Origin of the sequence: Marivirga atlantica (assembly GCF_016734805.1) — a bacterium.
Taxonomy (GTDB): Bacteria; Bacteroidota; Bacteroidia; order Cytophagales; family Cyclobacteriaceae; genus Marivirga; species Marivirga atlantica.
Genome location: NZ_JAERQG010000002.1, coordinates 160835 through 178509, shown reverse-complemented (window position 1 = coordinate 178509; position 17675 = coordinate 160835). Strand labels below are relative to the sequence as shown.

The following is a 17675-nucleotide window of genomic DNA, read 5'->3' as shown; positions in this document are numbered from 1 at the left end:
TTTTCAAATAAGGGCATTCCATTAACTTTGCAAAATGCAGCAATTGAGAATCGTTTATATGGGAACTCCTGATTTTGCAGTTCCTCCCTTAAAAATATTAGTTGAAAGTGGTTATGACATAGCCGCAGTAATTACAGCGCCTGATAAACCAAAAGGTCGTGGCCAGAAAATGGCTGTTTCTGCCGTGAAAGACTATGCATTAGAGGCAGGCTTACACATTATGCAGCCAACCAACTTGAAAGACGAGACTTTTATTGAAGAGCTAAGAAAACTTAACGCCAACCTGCAAATTGTAGTGGCATTCAGAATGCTGCCTGAAGTGGTTTGGCGCATGCCGGAAATTGGAACTTTCAATTTACACGGTTCACTTTTACCTCAATACAGAGGAGCGGCACCTATTCACTGGGCAGTGATCAATGGAGAAAAGGAAACTGGACTAACCACTTTCTTTCTGAAACATGAGATTGATACTGGCAACATCATCATGCAGGAAAAAGAAGAAATTCTTAGAAAGGATACCACAGGGACTTTGTATCAGCGACTTATGCAAATGGGTGCAGGCTTAGTATTGAAAACTGTAAAAGCCATTGAAAACGAAGATTATACTTTAATTGAGCAAGATACCAATCAAGAGTTGAAACACGCACCGAAGCTCTTTAAAGAAAACACAGAAATTGACTGGAACAAACCGGCTGAAGAGGTTTACAATTTTGTGCGAGGACTCAATCCTTTTCCTTCAGCCTGGACCATACTAAATGATAAAAAATTCAAGCTTCATTTCGTAGAAGTTGTTGATGAAAGTTCAACAGCTGAGCCAGGTAGTATAGACACTGATAACAAAACCTATATTCACGTTCAATGCGGAAAAGGCAAAGTTGCTTTAAAAGAACTTCAGCAGGAAGGAAAAAAGCGTATGTTTGTGGAAGATTTTTTAAGAGGAAACCAGCTGTAAGATGACAATTTCAATGATAGTGGCACGTGCTCAAAATGGAGCCATCGGAAAGGACAATGACATGATTTGGAGCCTGCCCGATGACATGAAGTACTTTAAAGACACTACCAGAAACCATCATGTATTAATGGGCAGAAAGAATTTTGATTCGCTCCCTGATAGCTTCAGACCTTTAAAAAACAGGGTAAACATTGTAATCACCAGAAACAAAGATTGGTCGTTTGATGGTACCCAGGTTTTTCATGATGTAGCATCAGGAATTGACTATGCTCGTACCAATAATGAAGAGGAGTTATTTGTAATAGGCGGTGGAGAAATTTATAAGCAGTGTTTACCCCATGCCGATAGATTATACATAACAGAAGTATATGCTGAATTCCCTGATGCAGATGCTTATTTCCCTGATGTTGACCTTTCGGAATGGAAAGAAGTGAGCAGAAAAAAACATCCTAAAGATGAAAAGCATAAATACGCTTTTGATTTTGTTGTTTATGAAAGGTCGTAAAAGCCTAAGAAATATCGAGCACTTCTAACTCTTGAGGTGTAAACATCCGTGATCTGATCATAAAACGAACACCCATGGGTATTTCTAAAGAGAAGCTAGAACCTCTGCCGGGTGTAACATCTAAGGTTAGGTGTGTATATTTCCAATATTCATATTGGTCTTTAGACATGTAAAAATCACAGCCATGGATAGTGCCTAATTTGATATCACTCTCCCCTATTTTGAAATCTCCATCTTCAAAACACATAGGTGAAGAACCATCGCAACAGCCTCCACTTTGATGAAACATTAGAGGCCCAAACCGATCTTTCAGTTGGTCAATTACTTTTTTTGCTTCTTCTGTAATATCTATTTTATTGACTTCCATGTTGAGAACAATAAAAACTTGCCTGTTTTACAGGCAAGTTTAATTTAACCATCTATTAAACTACTACTAAAAGAAACCAAGTTTATCCTTGCTATATGAAATAAGCATATTCTTGGTTTGGCGATAATGATCTAGCATCATCTTATGATTTTCTCTTCCGAAACCTGATTTTTTATAGCCACCAAAAGGTGCATGAGCCGGATACGCGTGGTAATTGTTTACCCAAACTCTACCTGCTTTGATTGCACGTGGTACCTGATAAAGCTCATGGGCATCTCTACTCCATAAGCCTGCTCCTAAACCATAAAGTGTATCATTAGCAATTTCAATGGCTTCTTCAACGGTTTTAAAAGTAGTCACCGAAGTTACTGGTCCGAAAATCTCCTCCTGAAAAACACGCATTTTATTATGCCCTTTAAAAATAGTTGGTTGGATGTAATAACCATTTTCTAAACCTGAGTTTAAGTTGGCTGGTTCGCCACCACAAAGTACTTCTGCTCCTTCCTTTTTGCCTATGTCCAAATAAGAAAGAATTTTCTCATACTGATCGTTAGAAGCCTGTGCACCCATCATAGTATCTTCCGCAAGCGGATGTCCCATTTTGATGGCTTTGGTTCTTTCTACAACTCTTTTCAGAAATTCGTCTGCTATATCCTCATGCACCAATATTCTGGACGGACAGGTGCAAACCTCCCCTTGATTTAAAGCAAACATTACCGCTCCTTCAATACATTTATCAAGGAAAGCGTCATCCTCATCCATCACGCTCTTCATAAAAATATTAGGTGATTTACCCCCAAGTTCCATAGTTACAGGGATTAGATTCTCGGAAGCGTACTGCATTATTAATCTACCTGTTGTGGTTTCACCTGTAAAGGCCACTTTAGCTACTCTTGATGATTGTGCTAAAGGTTTACCTGCTTCAGGTCCAAAACCTGTTACAACATTAATTACACCAGCAGGCACTACATCTTGAATAAGCTCCATTAACACCATGATAGAAGTTGGTGTTTGTTCTGCCGGCTTCACCACCGTACAGCAGCCTGCAGCCAAAGCCGGGGCTATCTTCCAGGTAGCCATCAATAAGGGAAAATTCCAAGGAATGATTTGGCCTACCACACCAAGAGGTTCTTGCAGATTTATACTGACCGTATTTTCATCATGTTCAGACATGGTACTTTCATCAGCACGAATGGCTGCTGCAAAGTAGCGGAAATGATCTACGCATAGTGGTAAATCTGCAGCACGAGTCTCTCTTAGAGCTTTTCCATTGTCTAGTGTTTCTACACGGGCCAGCATTTCAAGGTTATCCTCAATAATATCGGCAATTTTTAAAAGCACCGCTGCTCTTCCTGCTGCTGAGGTTTTAGACCAAACAGGAAAAGCCTTATGAGCAGCATCTAATGCGTTCTCAATATCATCTTTATTGCTTCTCGCAGCTTTGGCCAACACTTGACCATCAACAGGGCTAATATTATCAAAATATTCTCCACTTTTCGGCTTTACAAATTCACCTCCAATGAAGTTCTCATACTGACTTTTAATCAACGGGCGATCAACAGCATTGTGTTTTTTTTCTATAGTTTCCATTATTCTGTTTTGTTTTGTGAATAGTCAAATTTGCCGAAGAAAATAAAGAAACTCTTTTCCGATAGTATACAATATTTTGGTACCAGTCTACATTTCAATCTTTTCAAAAAAGTTGTAACTTATAAGCCATATGAAGCTACATACGAGATGATTAATAACCAGCGCCTGCAATCGATTGCCTTAAAAAATGAACATTCTCTATCAAAACTGGTGGAAAATCAAACTACCTATACTTTCAATCAATGCGAGCTTCATGTTTTTGAAACACATCAGGCAGCTGAAAATGTAGGCTTGTTATTTAATGATTTTGTGTATACCGCTATGTTGAGAGGCAAAAAGGTAATGCATTTGAAGGATAGAAATGCTTTTGACTATCTGCCTGGAGAATCTGTAATAGTAAGGCCAAATGAATTAATGGAGATTGATTTTCCTGAGGCTAACAAAGAGCAACCAACACAATGCCTGGCTTTGGGCATATCCAGTAACATTATTCAAAACACATTGGATTTACTCAATGAGCATCACGAAAAGCTTTTACCGGAAGAGAAATGGCAAATTGATCAGGATATTCACCACATCATCAATAATGAGCAACTTAACAGTACAGTTAATCGAATCATCAACCTTTCCAAAAATGAAAAGGAAACCAATAAGGATATTTTTATTGAGCTTGCATTAAAAGAAATGCTTGTTCGCTTAATGCAAACCCAGGCTCGACACCTATTTGATGGTGGTTACAAAAAATTGTCAAACAGCCATCCTTTTGCATATGTTATTGATATTATAAAGAGTAAGCTGCATGAAAAGATAGACTTTGACCAATTAGCAAAAGCCGCCTGTATGAGCAGAGCTAATTTCTACAAAAAATTTAAAGAGCAATTTGGGATTACTCCATCAAAATATGTGGTTAAAGAGCGTCTTAAAATAGCTAAAGGTTTATTGACTAATTCTCAGATGCCAATTTCATCAATCTGCTTTACTTCAGGTTTCGAAAATCTTTCGCATTTTACTACCACTTTTTTGAAAGAAACAGGCAACACACCCTCCCGCTATAGAAAAATGAATGCTACAGCCATCAATTAAAAAACAAACTAACGGAGTACGAATAGGAGTTCTTAAACCTTGCATAAAAAAAATAAAAAAACTTATATTGTCTTCATCTTAAGGTGCTTCCAGTATCTTAAAGAATAAACTTTTTCACTGAAAATACTATATGGGGGATCAACAGCCGGTAGACTTAGGATTTGAACTACAACAGTTCATGCAATTGTCTCCTGACATGATATGTATTGTTTCTTCGGGTGGCTATTTCCTTAAGGTGAGTCAGGCTGTAGAGAACATCTTAGGCTATTCTTCTCAAGATCTTGAAGGGAAACACATGCAGGAGTTTATTCATCCGGACGATATTGAAAAATCGAACAGAGAAGCTGAAGAAATTATCAAAGGCAAAACTATCCATGATTTCACTAACAGGTATTTATCTAAAGCAGGAGATATTGTTTACTTGAACTGGACATTGAAAGTAGATTTTGCCAATCAAAAAACCTATGCAATAGCCAGGGATATAACTTCTCAAACACTCAAGAGACAAAAAGAGGAAATTCAGCATCAGATTAACGATTCCCTAATCAATAGTTCTGAAAGCCTTATCTGGAGTGTTGATAGAAACTTGAAATTAACTGGATTCAATAAAGCCTTTGCGAATAGCATATTTCAAGAATATAAAGTGCAGGTAGAACAAGGTCAAAAAGTGCTTGACGAAAATTTCTTTCCTGAAGAAGTAATAGATTTCTGGAAGAGCATGTATCAGCGCGTTTTAGCAGGTGAGCAAATCGATTTTGAAAGCCATACAGAAAACATAGATACCACTACAAAAAAGACTACATGGCAAAAAGTCTTCTTAAAGCCTATTGAGGTTAATGGTGAAATTATAGGGATTGTGGCTAACTCAATAGATATTACTTCTACCAAGGAAACCGCCAAAGAGCTTCAAGAAAGAAATGAGTTAATCGAGAAAGTATTAGCTGAAATACCGATGGGCGTGGCTGTAAATTACATCAGCACCGGAAAAAAGCTTTTTGCAAACAATCAATTTGCAGAAGTTTATAATTGGCCGGTAGAAGAACTCGAAGACGTTGAAAATTTCCTTTCAAAGATTTATCCGGAAGATGATGCTGAGGCACAATCATACAAAAAAATGATTATTGCTGATATTACAAGTGGTGATCCTGAAAGAATGAACTGGACTAATATACCAGTTAGGGGTAAGGATAATAAAAGACGCTTTATTAATGCGAAGAATATCCCTCTTTTCGATCAGGATTTAATGATTTCCACCGCACAGGATAATACGCTTCCTCATCTCAACAAAATTAAGCTGGAAGCAGCCTTTTCAGAAAAGGATGATTTTATAGAAAGTATTTCTGACTCCTTTTATACGCTCGACAATGATTACAATTTCACCCATATGAACAAGCATGGGCTTGAAATTATGGGGAATTCACTACCCGATTTAGTAGGCCGTAATTTATTTGATGTATTTCCAGAACTTAAAAATACCATATTCTATAAGCATTTAGAGAGTGTTCGTAAAACCGGAGAGCCCGCTAAGTTCGAGTTCTATTATGAGCATTATGACTTATGGTTTGATGAACGTATTTATAAAACTGAAAAGGGTTTTTCTGTTTTCTTTGTTGATATAACCATTACTAAAAACTTTTTACTAGAATTAGAAAAAGCCTACCAAAAGCAGAATGAGATTCTACAAAGCATCACTGATGCCTTTTTAGCTTTAGATAAAGACTTTAATTTCACCTACGTAAATAAGGAAGCTGTCCGCATATTTGAAGTAGAGACAGAAAAACTGATAGGCAAAAACCTTTGGGATATTTTCCCTTTAGCCCATGGCACCAAGGTTTATAACAAATTTGAAGAAAGTATACGAGAAAACAAGTCCAACTCATTTGAGTATTATTATCCGCCAACCAAGATATGGTTTATGGTGAATTGCTACCCGTCAGAAAGTGGACTTTCGGTATATTTTAGAAATATATCTAAAAACAAAGCTTCAGAGTTTGAACTTAAGAACCTTAATAATACCCTCAAACAGAAAAATCAAGAATTAGAGCAGTTTGCCTTTGTTGCCTCTCATGATTTACAAGAGCCTCTTCGCATTATATCAAGTTTTATGGAGTTGTTAAAGCAACACTATGGCGAGCAGCTTGATGAAAATGCCTTAAAGTACATCAATTATGCAATAGAAGGCAGCCATAGAATGAAGCAGATTATAATCGACTTGCTTGAATACTCTAGGGCCGGGGATGCTAATGCCAAAATAGAAAAAGTTGATTGTAGCCTTATAATGGATCAAGTATTGGGATTACTTGATGACACAATCAATTCAAAAAATGCCAAGATCAGTTATGATAAGCTACCTACTATAGACTACAATTTCACAGCATTACGGCAGGTGCTTATGAATTTAATTGGCAATGGCATTAAGTATACGCTAAAAGATCAAAAGCCTGAAATTAAGGTAAGTCATTCGGAAGATGAGCATTTTCATAGAATTTCCGTGAAAGACAATGGCATTGGAATAGATGAGGCCCATCATGAACAAGTATTTACCATATTCAAAAGATTGCATGGTAAAACTGAATATAAGGGCACTGGTATTGGATTGGCCATTTGTAAAAAGATAGTGGAAAAATATGGAGGCGAAATTAGTATTGATTCCTCTTTAGGTGAAGGCAGCACCTTTCATTTTACTATTCCTAAGGTTTTGAATCATTAATCGGCATTGCCTACCTTCTTCAAACTGAAACTGAGCAGAATTGCTGCTAGCAATAGTATTAAGAAGAAAATTAACTGAGCGGGTAAACCGAATAGCTCCGCTACAACACCAAAAGTTGCTGCTACAAGGGTAAACACTCCTATCGCTGTATTAGCTACGGAAACATATGTAGGCCTATCTTCTTCTGGTGCATAATTAACTAAATAAGTTTTACGGCTCAGGCGCGCTCCACTATAAGCAATTCCGTTGATGAATATGATGGGTAAGAAAGCATAAAAACCCAATCCCCAATCTTCAAAATAGTAGAAAGTAAGTGCATATAGCAACCCTATGATAGCTACTACCGAGCTTATGCGCATCAAACTTACCGATGATCTATCAGCAATCCTTCCCCAAAGCGGAGAACTAAGTACCTGAGCAAGGCCATTGGCGATGATTAGGTAACCCAGAAGGTTCCAACTTGAATCAGTAATATCTTTTGCTATTATCACATAAAATGGCTGTAATAATGGTATGGACATTAAGAGACCTCTGGTGATCAGAAAATTTCTAAAATTACTTTCTGTTTTGATCAGTTTTAACCCCTCTTTTAATTCACCTACAGGGCTCCTCCCTCCTGAAGTTGCTCCGGCCTTTTCTTCTATCATAAAAAAGAGCGTAGAAGCAATAAACCATAAGACTGAAGCCACCAGAAACAAACCAGCATATAAGCTTTTATCTGCTACATCTTTCAACACAAAAATTAACAGCACACCGGCAATTAAGCCTAACAAACCACCAAAAGTAGAGCGGTAACTAAGCATCTGCCCTCGCACTTCTTTAGGGACTGTTTTACCAATTACATCTTTATAACTCACTGAAGCAACACCGCTGGCAATGCTAAAAAGTGCTAACAATGCGAGTATGATATAGGTTACAATTGGTCCGGAAAGCAGGTATATGGCAATTGCTGCCGCTAACCAACAAACAGCCTGCACCAAAGCACTTACTGCCCAGAAGTATTTCCTGATGGCAAAAGACCTTATTCTACCGGAAACAAAAAGCTGCGGCAACAATGAGCCCGCATCTTTAATTGGTACCAATGCACCTATTATGGCTGATGAAGCACCAAAAAAATGCATGATCCAGGCCAGAGTAAGGTTAGGGCTGATGATCTTCTCCGCCAGTTTTGAAGCCGTTCCGTTTAATACGTTGAGGGTGAAATTTTTGGGTACATTCGTACAGGCCTCATCGGGAATTGCGCTGCACGCTCTGGGTTCATCTTCTTCTGTTAAAAAGTCGTAGAATTCTGCTGAAAGTTTTGCCATCATTAAAAAATATAGCTTATTAACAGCACATTTTCTGAATAGTTATAAAAACATCAAATGAGAGTTATAGGCGAATTACCCAACCCCAACTGTAAAATCACCCTTTTCAATTGGAATGAAAAATACCTGGTGAAATTTGAGATAGGCATGTACGAGCAAACCTACAAAATTGATGAATATGAAGTAGCTGATGAAGAAGCCTTAAAAGCATTGATTACGGATGAATTTATCACCAAGGTAATGACCCGTTTTGATGAAATGCATACCGACTGGGGCACATTAATTAACTAGCCGTAAAAGTTATAAATGCATATAAAGTAGATATAGTTACCTAAAGTGACTATATTCGGGTGTTACCTCTCATAAGCATAACCCATTGAAATGCATTCTAATCATATCGACTCTTTTGCTCAGCGGACTAACAAGTCGAGCCGACTACAGGCCATTGGAACTGTATGAGATGATAATCAAGGCTGAAAAAATCGTCTATGGAACTATTGTAGAATTGGATTCCAACTACTTCACCCTGAACGTTGAAGGTAGCTTAACTGCTGACTCGGGGACATTAAAAATTGCGAGGTTCCAAGATTGGCCATGCGCAGCGAGATGGACAAAATATAAAGTTGGTCAACAGCTGTTCCTTTTTCTAACAACTTGGAATGGTGAACTGGTAAGCATGAGCGGTGGGAATGAAGGTGAAAATCCAATTATTGATAACACAGTTTACATTCATGGTTTTTCAATTCCAATTCTACCTCCCCCTCCACCCCCAGGTGTAACATTAAGAGAAGGTTTAATCTACTTTGAAACTGAACACTTTGAAATCTACGGAGGAGATTACTACGGAATCCAATGGAATCTTAACTCTTTCATAGAAACCGTCTCGTTCATCAGGAATTGCTTTGATTTTACGTACGGAAAATATAGAGCACGAACTAACTGGCAGATTAAATGCGACAGCTCTGAATTAGAACAAATGTGCAAAGAATCGAAACTTGTCAACTGGGTTAACTCCGAAGCGAATAGAAAAGACGAGAGGTAACAAATGCTATGAATGAATGGGGTTTCATCGGTCAGGATATTATCGTGGGGATTGGAAAATCCGCCACAAGTTTTAATTTTAAATCAAGGCGTGGCTATGTGCGAGACGAGAGGTTAGTGCTTTCTAATCCCCACTCATCATAGCTAGGCGTTGTAGCTAATTCAATTATACTCAATCAGGTATATTGTCGCCTAGCAACCCTTTAACTAGACCCGTTATGGTATAAAAAGATTACCTGAAAAGAATTTATACCCGTACCGGTATAATTCTACTATAAATTCATATATTTATACCCGAAAAGGTATAACTGAAATGAACAAACTAAGTCAATTTGTAAAACAAAGAAGGAAATCTCTTGGATTAACTCAAGAGGACCTATCGTTCAAAGCTGGTGTGGGTCTAAGGTTTGTGAGAGACCTTGAACAAGGAAAGCAAAGTTTGCAAATGGATAAAGTGAATCAAGTATTGTCATTATTTGGTCATGAACTTGGTCCAATACAATCAGAAAGAGATGAAAAAAGCTAAAGTATATGTCAGGCTAACCCAATACAAGCTGCCATTGCGTCTGGAGCATCTTTCACTGTTGGTGGTGTATTACCTCTACTCATTGTTCTCTTTGCAACTGTACAGGATATGGAGTATTGGCTTTATGGTTTCACGATAGTTTTTCTCGCTATTCTAGGAGCAACCGCTGCAAAAACAGGAGGCTCAAATATTATAAAAGCGGTAATTCGAATTACCATATGGGGAACCCTGGCGCTAGGCTTATCCGCATTGGTAGGCTATATTTTTGGCGTTAATGTATAGAATAAAAGAAATTACCAGAGCATAGCTTGCAATTCCTGAGGATTACCTGATCTAATTCTAAAAACTCCTCAACAATACCAAATTCAACCTGCCTGCATTCCCAATCTGGTTTCCATTTCTGGACTGGTATACAGGCTGTTGATACAGTACCTGTGCCGACCAGCTTTTGTGTTGAAAGTCCATTCCTACATTTAAGAAAGTGGCCTGTCCTCCAGTATAATTTACGAGCTCGCCATTTCGGCTATTTTTCAAGGCTCCTTCCGCATATAAACCCAGTTTAGGAATATAGCTGGTTTGGTTCTTTGTATTTTGGAAAACATGCATCAAGTTAAATTGTGCATTCCAGCTATTGCCAAATTTATAGTCTTGGGCTCCTACTGAGTTCCATTTGTAATTAGCGGCTACTGCATAACCTAACCCTTGTTGAGTAGCCAGATTCAGATAGTTCAACCTCACCATAAAATCATTTGAACCGGAACCTGTTTGAATCTCAGGATCGTAAAGTACCCGATTTTCATCTCTTCTGTTGGCATTTCCTGTTGCCCATTTAAAGGCAATCCCAGGCCTTACTATATGCTTTCTGTTGCCACTGGTATAAGTAAATACTCTATCTATGGCGGTTGTAATATCACCTAAGCCGGAAAGCTGCATGGTAGTATCCGATACGGGCTCAATCACACTCCAAACCCTACTGTAATGAACTTCTACGGTTTCATAAGGAGCTATGACTAACAAATTCCAATGATCAAAAAGTCTGTAATTGAACCTTACAGCCAAAGTCTGATAGCGCTCATAGTCTTGCTTTCTTTTCTCAAAAAACAGATTACTTCCATCCAATTCATGCATTTGTGGTCCTCTACTGCCAAAAAAACTGTTAGATTGATTTAAATCATTATAGCCATTAAACTTTCTGTAATGATAGAAAAGGCCAATATAGTTGTTGGTATTTAAGGGTCTGTATTCAAATATATTGCAAACATCACAAGCCTGTACTTTAGGTTTAAAAACACCAAAAGCCAGTAAGCTTATTACTAGAAATTTCTTCATCTCAATACTTTAAACAAGTAGTATTAGTAAAATTTAATGTTGTTTTGTAAAAGATGAATCTGTTAGTGTTTGAAGAAATGCCATAAGACTTGCTTTTTCATCAGTAGTAAAAGCAATTCCAAGGGAGTTATCATTTATTAAAAGCGGATCTAAAGTAGCTGAATTATTTATTCCATTTTGATAGTGATTTAAAACCTGATCAAGCGATTTAAACCGGCCATCATGCATATAAGGAGCTGTTATCACCACATTTCTCAATGTAGGTGTTTTGAACTTTCCTATATCTTCAACTTTATGGCTAATTCTGTACCTCCCTGAATGTAATGATTCATCAGCCGTATCGAAACTAGCATCCAAACCATTATTATGAAATGAATTATCAGTAAGCAATGGCTCAGTGTGGCAGCTGCTACAATTTGCTTTGAAAAGCTCATAACCCTTTTGTTCCTCATTATTAAAATTCACTAATCCTCTTCTCATACTATCGTATTTGGATTGATCGGAAACAAGTGTCTTTAAATATTGAGCAATTGCCTTCGCAGCATACTGAACTTTTACCTCATCTACTTTAAAAGCGCTTTTTATAGCCGATTCATAAAAACCCTTGGCCAAATAATTATTTACCTCTTCTAAATCGGCTCCCATCTCATCAGGATGAGTTAAGGGAGCAAACACTAAAGATTCAAGATTTTTGGCACCACCATCCCAGAAAAGACCATTATCCATATAGGCTAAATTGACCAATGCCGGGCTATGTCTTTCCAGCTGATTTCCACTCACACCATTACTTGCCAAAGCCTCACCATCAGTAAAACTCATTTCCGGTAAATGACAACTGGCACAACTAACTTCACCGTTTGCTGAAAGATGCTGATCAAAGAAAAGTTGTTTTCCTAAATCAATAATCTCTTTATTTAAAGCTGTCTGATTCTCCGCTAAAGTTGGAAAATCATTTGGGAAGTAGTTCGTTTCGGGTGTTAAGTCTGGCTCAGCACAGGCTGATAGAAAAATCAATATGATGCCAAAAACTCTCAATTTAATTCATTAACTGAATCATACCTGCGGCATAGTTATCAGCTACCTGGCCTGATTCAACAGGCTGAGCTTTGATAGTATTAGTCACAGAAAAATCGATGGTATGAACACCTTCAAACATCTTCAAGATATCAACGCTAAAGTCAATATTGGACATTCCGCCATTAATATTCAGATTATTAGAAAAATCAACGGTGAGCGTTTTATAGTTCTGATCTAATCCGATATGCATGATTAAACCTCTTGCTTCTTGTCCTTCAGGAAAGAAATTCCCTTCCAGCGAAACAAATTTATAGCCTGTATTCCAGTTCCATGCCCTTGCAGGATCGAGCTCTCCGACAATAGCTGAAATATCTGTATTTGTTGGCGCATCAACTCCTATTGAAAACCGAATGGCGTTATAGCTACCAGCTGGCACCGAATCTAATCCAATTACTAAGTCTGAAATAGACTTACTGCCTTCAATTAAATGGTAATCATTTTCTAAAATATAGTCGGCTGTTCCTTCAGCGCCTATTAAAGTGATATTGCTGATATACATCCAAAAAGAACTTACGGAAAACTGATTGCCAGCAGAATTGGTATAAGTCTCATCTTCGAAAACTAAATCCTCAGTGCCTGCCTTTAAATTGAAATTCATTTCAATATCACCTGCCTGCTTTAGGTTTTCTTCTTCATCACAGCTGCTCAATAACAGACTGGTAATTAATAAACTGTATAGTATATTTTTCATCTTATAATGCTTAATTAATTGTGTTTTTAAGTTTTAGAATTGTTCACGGTTTCTTGTTTACTAACATTGATAGAAGCACACCTTTGTCTTCATATCATTAGTTATTTTTAAACGTGACAACTCTTGGTAAACAACGTATTTACCAGTAACAAAATATATTTAAGCAAAAGTTTGTGGCGGGTGAAAAATATCTTGGGAGATCAGATATTGGTAATCTTCTTTATACAAAGAATTAAAGTCCGTTTTATAAACTCTGGGTTTATTCACTAGATCATAACCGATCTGATTGGCTACAAATACAGGTATCTCATGCAGCTGAAAGCTGTTTTCTTCCTTATCCTCTTTGGTTTGATTAAGTTGTTTTTTGAGGTAACATTTACCATAACACATAGTGATAGGCTTATCTTTATTTACACAAAACAGCTCAGTAATCCTTTCCTTGTTCACCTCATAATTGAGTTGAATGATCGTGAAAACGAAAACGTTGCTTAAGAATAAGCACAAGAGCAATGTGGATACTACCTTTCTGATGTTGCAAATATAGAGTGTTGATCTTTACTAAAACAATACTTTTGTACAATCCTTTTGAATGAGTACAAACAATTGCTTGATCGAATTATTCAGCATTAGTAAAAGGGTTTGAAAAGCGCGGATTGCTCACAAAATCCTCATCAGTAAGCATATGAAGAAAAGCGATAATATCTTCTTTTTCCTGATCGGTTAAGCCAAGATCTACCGGTTCGTTAGGATTTACAATCTCATTACTTCCTTCTTTCAAAAGTATATCAAGCGTAGGGCTTCTTTTAATACCAGTATTGTAGTGATCCAGGACTTCTTCTAAACTTTTAAATCTCCCATCGTGCATGTAAGGTGGGGTAATCGCTATATTTCGTAAACTAGGAGCCTTGAACTTGCCGCTGTCTGCCGGATTACCAGTTACCTCATATAAACCTGCATCCATAGTTTCCTCACTATCTATTCCATTATTATGAAAACCCCTAAAACCTTCTAAAGCACCACTTGTTCTGGGCCCTAAGTGGCAATCTCCACAATTTCCGCCTCTTAGCTGTCCAGGAATAGGATGTGTATAAAACAACTCTATTCCCCTTCGTTCAGAGGCTGTAGGCTGATATTCTCCCCTTAAGTACTGATCATATTTAGAGTTAGCTGATATTAAGGCACGCTCAAATTGTGCCAGGGCTTTACCTATTTTCTCGGATGTAATCTCAGGATCACCAAAAGCAGCTTCGAAGTCATCTTGATAATTAGCCTGCTCCAATTTCTCAATGGCCGCTTCTAATGACTGATGTAGTTCAATAGGATTTTGAATGGGTTCAAGAGCCTGCTCTTCTATAGAAGGATCTTTGCCATTCCAGGTGAAATTATCGGACCACATCAGGTTGACTAATGACATGGCACTTACTTTTCCCGGTAAGCCATCTACCCCAATGCTAACAGCTCGTCTGTCAGTAAAAGCTTTTTCTTGTTGATGACAGAAAGAACACGTCATGGTATTATCCTTACTCAACCTGGGCTCATAAAATAATTTTCGCCCAAGCTGAAAACCTTCTTCGGTGATAGGATTATCTTCCGGTATCCTATCATTGTAAGGGCCAAAATAGGCAGGCACATTTAGTTCGAAAGTCTCAGCGACAGGGTCAATAGTTTCTCTTTGTTTACATGCCATCAGGCTAAGCAAGAGTAGTAAAAACCATGCATTATTTTTTATCATAAATGCGAATTTACAGGATCAATTGGTCTGGCAATAACCATTTATCAATAAACGGCAAGTTGTGCAACTATAGTTCTTTTCAGTGCCTATTTATTATACAAAATTATTCAATAGCCAATATAGTAAACTCTACCCTCCTGTTTTCGGCTCTGCCTTGATCCGTGGCATTAGAACTAATCGGCTCAGTTTCTCCATAACCTTTAGCAGTCATTCTATCAGCAGCAATACCTTTTTCAATTAAATAATCTTTAACCGATTGAGCTCTGCCTTCACTTAGAGTGAGGTTATAATCGTCACTTCCTTTATCATCCGTATGGCCGCCAATTTCAATTTTGATACCCGGGTTTTGCTGCATAAGCTCAGTAAGCCTATTCAGCTCCGGAAAGGATTCCTCTTTAAGGGAAGTTTTATCGAAATTGAAATAAATATTATTGATAATCACCGTTTTACCCACTTCAATCGGGCTGATGTATAAATCTTTATTATACTCTAAAAAGCGCTGATCATCAGAGATCATGATTTTATCTTCCAGGTTCAGGTAATTTTGCTTTTGTCCTCTAATGGTAATTGTATCAGGTACTTTTACCAAGGCTTCATAATAGCCATCTGCTTTTGAAGTTACGTTAAAAATGGTGCTATCGCCCACATCAAAATTGAGCTTTACTGAAAGCGGCTCTTGTGTTTTTTCATCATATACATAGCCTGAAATTTTGTAAGGCCTCACAATCTTCTTCAGTTGATAATCTTTTCTGAATTCTTTGAAGTAGGTACCTTCTTCTACTTGTGCATTTAATGTATCCTGTACAAGCTCATAATCCTTCGAGATCACCTGAATCAGGTAATTACCTTTATCAGCAAGTTTTAATTTATAGCCTCCATCCTGATAAGCTGTTTGCACCGAATCTTTAAAACCACCCTTAATCACCTTTAAATAGGCATTAGCAGGAACAAGTGTTTCGGCTTCGGTGATATATCCATACAGCACTAATTCCGCTTTTACAGGCTGTAAATAAATATCTTTCGTAATAACCGTGTCCTTATCAAAACCAGCAGTTAAATCAATGGCATCTGTTAGTTGTTCGTAACCAATTTTAGTACCACCGAACTGATAAGTCTTTTCTTGATAAGTAGTAAAACTGTACTCACCAGATGCACCCGTTTGTATGCTTTTATTTTTTTCCTCTTGTGCAGAAATTCCTAATAAAATATCGAGAGGTTCTTTTGTTTCAGCATCAAATACCTGGCCTTTTACAGTTATTTTGGCCTTAGGCACTAAACCATAAATATTCATATTGCTACCATCGGCACTTACGTAAGTTCTGGTAGTGAAGGCATTTTGGCCGCTTGAATCAACAGAGAAATAAGAATCAAATCCCCCCGTGTTAATTGGTGATCCTATATTTTGAGGCTCACTCCATTTATGCCAGCTATCATCTAATCTTCGTACTTTCCAAACATCTACTCCGCCCATACTACCTTCTCTGTTACTGGCATAGTACATCACCTTATCATTTTCAGCTAAATAAGGACCAAATTCATCTTTATAAGTACTTAGCGCCTCGATCTTTTTCGGACGACTATATTTACCTTCTTCTATTTGCTTGCTCACGTATAAATCAGAATACGGCTTAGCTGTTCGTTCATTCATATAGATCACTATAGCACTTCTATCCTGGCTGATGGCAGCCCCTGAAAAACGACCATTGTTCATCTCTTCAAAGCCTTCGATCTCCAGCTCATCAGGTCCTTTCCATTTATCCCCATCTTTATAGATTAACGAAAATCCCTCTTCCTTTTTGCGGTTACCTCCTCTTATCAGCAATGTATTGCCTCCATCAAGTATAGTAAGTACCTGATTAAACTTTCTATTATTCACAGGTGATTCCATATGGATGGCATCTCCCCAACTGCCGTCTGGCTGTTTGTCACTATACCAGATATCTTGAGAGTTATCTACTCCATCATTGTTTTCCGGATGGTTGGAAACCGTAAAGTATAATCTTTGATTGTCAGGTGTTACCAAAGGAGCACTTTCATGGTATCGACTGTTGACATTACGACCTAGTTGAACCAACTTATAGAGCACCTGCTCATCTTGAGCCTGAGCCATAGTAGCACATAACAATAGTAGGGTAAGGACTTTCTTCATGAGGTAAAATTTAACGCAATTTTAACAAAAAGAAGAAAACAAGCTATTCATCGACAAAAAAGTAGCGTTTATATGTAATAAATGAGATGAGATTTGTGCAATTAGCTTTGCAAGTCTGGATATTGAACTATTTGGTTTGCCAAAAAGATTTCTCCGCTGCGCTACGAAATGACGGTATCTGTTAATTTAGAAGGTAATTCCATAATACAGTGAAGGAAACTAAAATCATATGATTTAATTAATGAGCAATTTCTTTTTTTATATAACAACAAATCCTAAAAGAACAGTGCTATACACAGGCATGACAAATAATCTTGAGCAAAGATTAATTGAGCACTATCTTAACAGAGGAAATCCGAAATCATTTGCAGGAAAATACTTTTGTTATAATCTCTTATACTTTGAAAGGTATTATACAGCTGAAGAAGCTATTTCAAGAGAAAAGGAGATCAAAGATTGGAATAGAAAAAAGAAAGAGACCTTGATAAATAGACAAAACTCCGAATGGAATTTTCTTAACTCAACAATAATGGAGTGGCCTCCTCATCCTGATGTTACTTCTAGGTGAAGCAGACTATTTTAATCTTTCATCCATTAATTGAGCCAAAAAGCATTA

Annotated in this window: 18 protein-coding genes; 9 read left to right on the top strand and 9 right to left on the bottom strand. The window is 37.5% G+C overall.

Going from position 1 to position 17675, the window contains the following annotated elements; translation table 11 throughout:
• Nucleotides 1-34: 34 nt before the first annotated feature.
• Together fmt and JKP34_RS08215 are read left to right on the top strand one after the other, a co-directional pair.
• Nucleotides 35-952, top strand: coding sequence for a methionyl-tRNA formyltransferase (gene fmt / locus JKP34_RS08220; protein WP_236664948.1), 918 nt, complete (start codon nucleotides 35-37; stop codon nucleotides 950-952).
• Between the two features lies 1 nt (nucleotide 953).
• Entirely contained in the window at nucleotides 954-1457 is a 504-nt protein-coding gene (locus JKP34_RS08215) for a dihydrofolate reductase (RefSeq protein ID WP_201919648.1), read from the top strand.
• Between the two features lie 4 nt (nucleotides 1458-1461).
• Here the strand turns inward: JKP34_RS08215 and JKP34_RS08210 are convergent, their stop codons facing one another.
• Nucleotides 1462-1824 carry a DUF779 domain-containing protein gene (locus JKP34_RS08210; protein ID WP_201919646.1) on the bottom strand — a complete coding sequence of 121 codons (363 nt, stop codon included), beginning with the start codon at nucleotides 1822-1824 and terminating at the stop codon, nucleotides 1462-1464.
• Between the two features lie 66 nt (nucleotides 1825-1890).
• On the bottom strand, nucleotides 1891-3414 hold the full coding sequence (locus JKP34_RS08205) for an aldehyde dehydrogenase family protein (RefSeq protein ID WP_201919644.1): 1524 nt from the start codon (nucleotides 3412-3414) through the stop codon (nucleotides 1891-1893).
• 30 nt (nucleotides 3415-3444) lie between these two features.
• Between JKP34_RS08205 and JKP34_RS08200 the strand changes: the two genes are divergently transcribed.
• Nucleotides 3445-4497 (top strand): AraC family transcriptional regulator, encoded by a 1053-nt coding sequence (locus JKP34_RS08200; RefSeq protein WP_236664947.1) that lies wholly within the window; start codon nucleotides 3445-3447, stop codon nucleotides 4495-4497.
• A 130-nt stretch (nucleotides 4498-4627) separates the two neighbouring features.
• A complete protein-coding gene (locus tag JKP34_RS08195) occupies nucleotides 4628-7207 on the top strand; it encodes a PAS domain-containing sensor histidine kinase (RefSeq protein WP_201919642.1) in 2580 nt (859 codons plus the stop codon).
• Here JKP34_RS08195 and JKP34_RS08190 read toward each other — a convergent pair.
• Nucleotides 7204-8514: an MFS transporter gene (locus tag JKP34_RS08190; RefSeq protein WP_201921493.1), complete on the bottom strand. Its 1311-nt coding sequence runs from the start codon at nucleotides 8512-8514 to the stop codon at nucleotides 7204-7206. The genes JKP34_RS08195 and JKP34_RS08190 overlap by 4 nt on opposite strands.
• 57 nt (nucleotides 8515-8571) lie before the next feature.
• Here JKP34_RS08190 and JKP34_RS08185 point away from each other — a divergent pair, with 57 nt between their 5' ends.
• From JKP34_RS08185 to JKP34_RS08170, 4 genes are all read left to right on the top strand, one after another.
• Entirely contained in the window at nucleotides 8572-8805 is a 234-nt protein-coding gene (locus JKP34_RS08185) for a hypothetical protein (RefSeq protein ID WP_201919640.1), read from the top strand.
• Nucleotides 8806-8974: 169 nt separating this feature from the next.
• Nucleotides 8975-9556, top strand: a complete 582-nt coding sequence (locus JKP34_RS08180; protein WP_201919638.1) for a hypothetical protein — start codon at nucleotides 8975-8977, stop codon at nucleotides 9554-9556.
• Nucleotides 9557-9868: 312 nt separating this feature from the next.
• A complete protein-coding gene (locus tag JKP34_RS08175) occupies nucleotides 9869-10081 on the top strand; it encodes a helix-turn-helix transcriptional regulator (RefSeq protein ID WP_201919637.1) in 213 nt (70 codons plus the stop codon).
• 3 nt (nucleotides 10082-10084) lie between these two features.
• Nucleotides 10085-10363: a VIT1/CCC1 transporter family protein gene (locus JKP34_RS08170; protein ID WP_317193689.1), complete on the top strand. Its 279-nt coding sequence runs from the start codon at nucleotides 10085-10087 to the stop codon at nucleotides 10361-10363.
• A 57-nt stretch (nucleotides 10364-10420) separates the two neighbouring features.
• Here JKP34_RS08170 and JKP34_RS08165 read toward each other — a convergent pair whose 3' ends face one another.
• The 6 genes from JKP34_RS08165 to JKP34_RS08140 all read right to left on the bottom strand — a co-directional run bounded on the left by JKP34_RS08165 (nucleotide 10421) and on the right by JKP34_RS08140 (nucleotide 17059).
• Nucleotides 10421-11410, bottom strand: coding sequence for a hypothetical protein (locus tag JKP34_RS08165; RefSeq protein ID WP_201919635.1), 990 nt, complete (start codon nucleotides 11408-11410; stop codon nucleotides 10421-10423).
• Nucleotides 11411-11443: 33 nt separating this feature from the next.
• On the bottom strand, nucleotides 11444-12445 hold the full coding sequence (locus tag JKP34_RS08160; protein ID WP_236664946.1) for a cytochrome-c peroxidase: 1002 nt from the start codon (nucleotides 12443-12445) through the stop codon (nucleotides 11444-11446).
• Nucleotide 12446: 1 nt separating this feature from the next.
• Nucleotides 12447-13178: an MbnP family protein gene (locus tag JKP34_RS08155; RefSeq protein WP_201919633.1), complete on the bottom strand. Its 732-nt coding sequence runs from the start codon at nucleotides 13176-13178 to the stop codon at nucleotides 12447-12449.
• Between the two features lie 159 nt (nucleotides 13179-13337).
• On the bottom strand, nucleotides 13338-13625 hold the full coding sequence (locus JKP34_RS08150; RefSeq protein ID WP_201919631.1) for a hypothetical protein: 288 nt from the start codon (nucleotides 13623-13625) through the stop codon (nucleotides 13338-13340).
• Nucleotides 13626-13794: 169 nt separating this feature from the next.
• Complete coding sequence (locus JKP34_RS08145) at nucleotides 13795-14910, bottom strand: cytochrome-c peroxidase (protein ID WP_201919629.1); 1116 nt, start codon at nucleotides 14908-14910, stop codon at nucleotides 13795-13797.
• Between the two features lie 103 nt (nucleotides 14911-15013).
• Nucleotides 15014-17059, bottom strand: a complete 2046-nt coding sequence (locus JKP34_RS08140; RefSeq protein WP_201919627.1) for an OmpA family protein — start codon at nucleotides 17057-17059, stop codon at nucleotides 15014-15016.
• 241 nt (nucleotides 17060-17300) lie between these two features.
• Here JKP34_RS08140 and JKP34_RS08135 point away from each other — a divergent pair, with 241 nt between their 5' ends.
• On the top strand, nucleotides 17301-17627 hold the full coding sequence (locus tag JKP34_RS08135) for a GIY-YIG nuclease family protein (RefSeq protein WP_201919625.1): 327 nt from the start codon (nucleotides 17301-17303) through the stop codon (nucleotides 17625-17627).
• Nucleotides 17628-17675 lie beyond the last annotated feature (48 nt).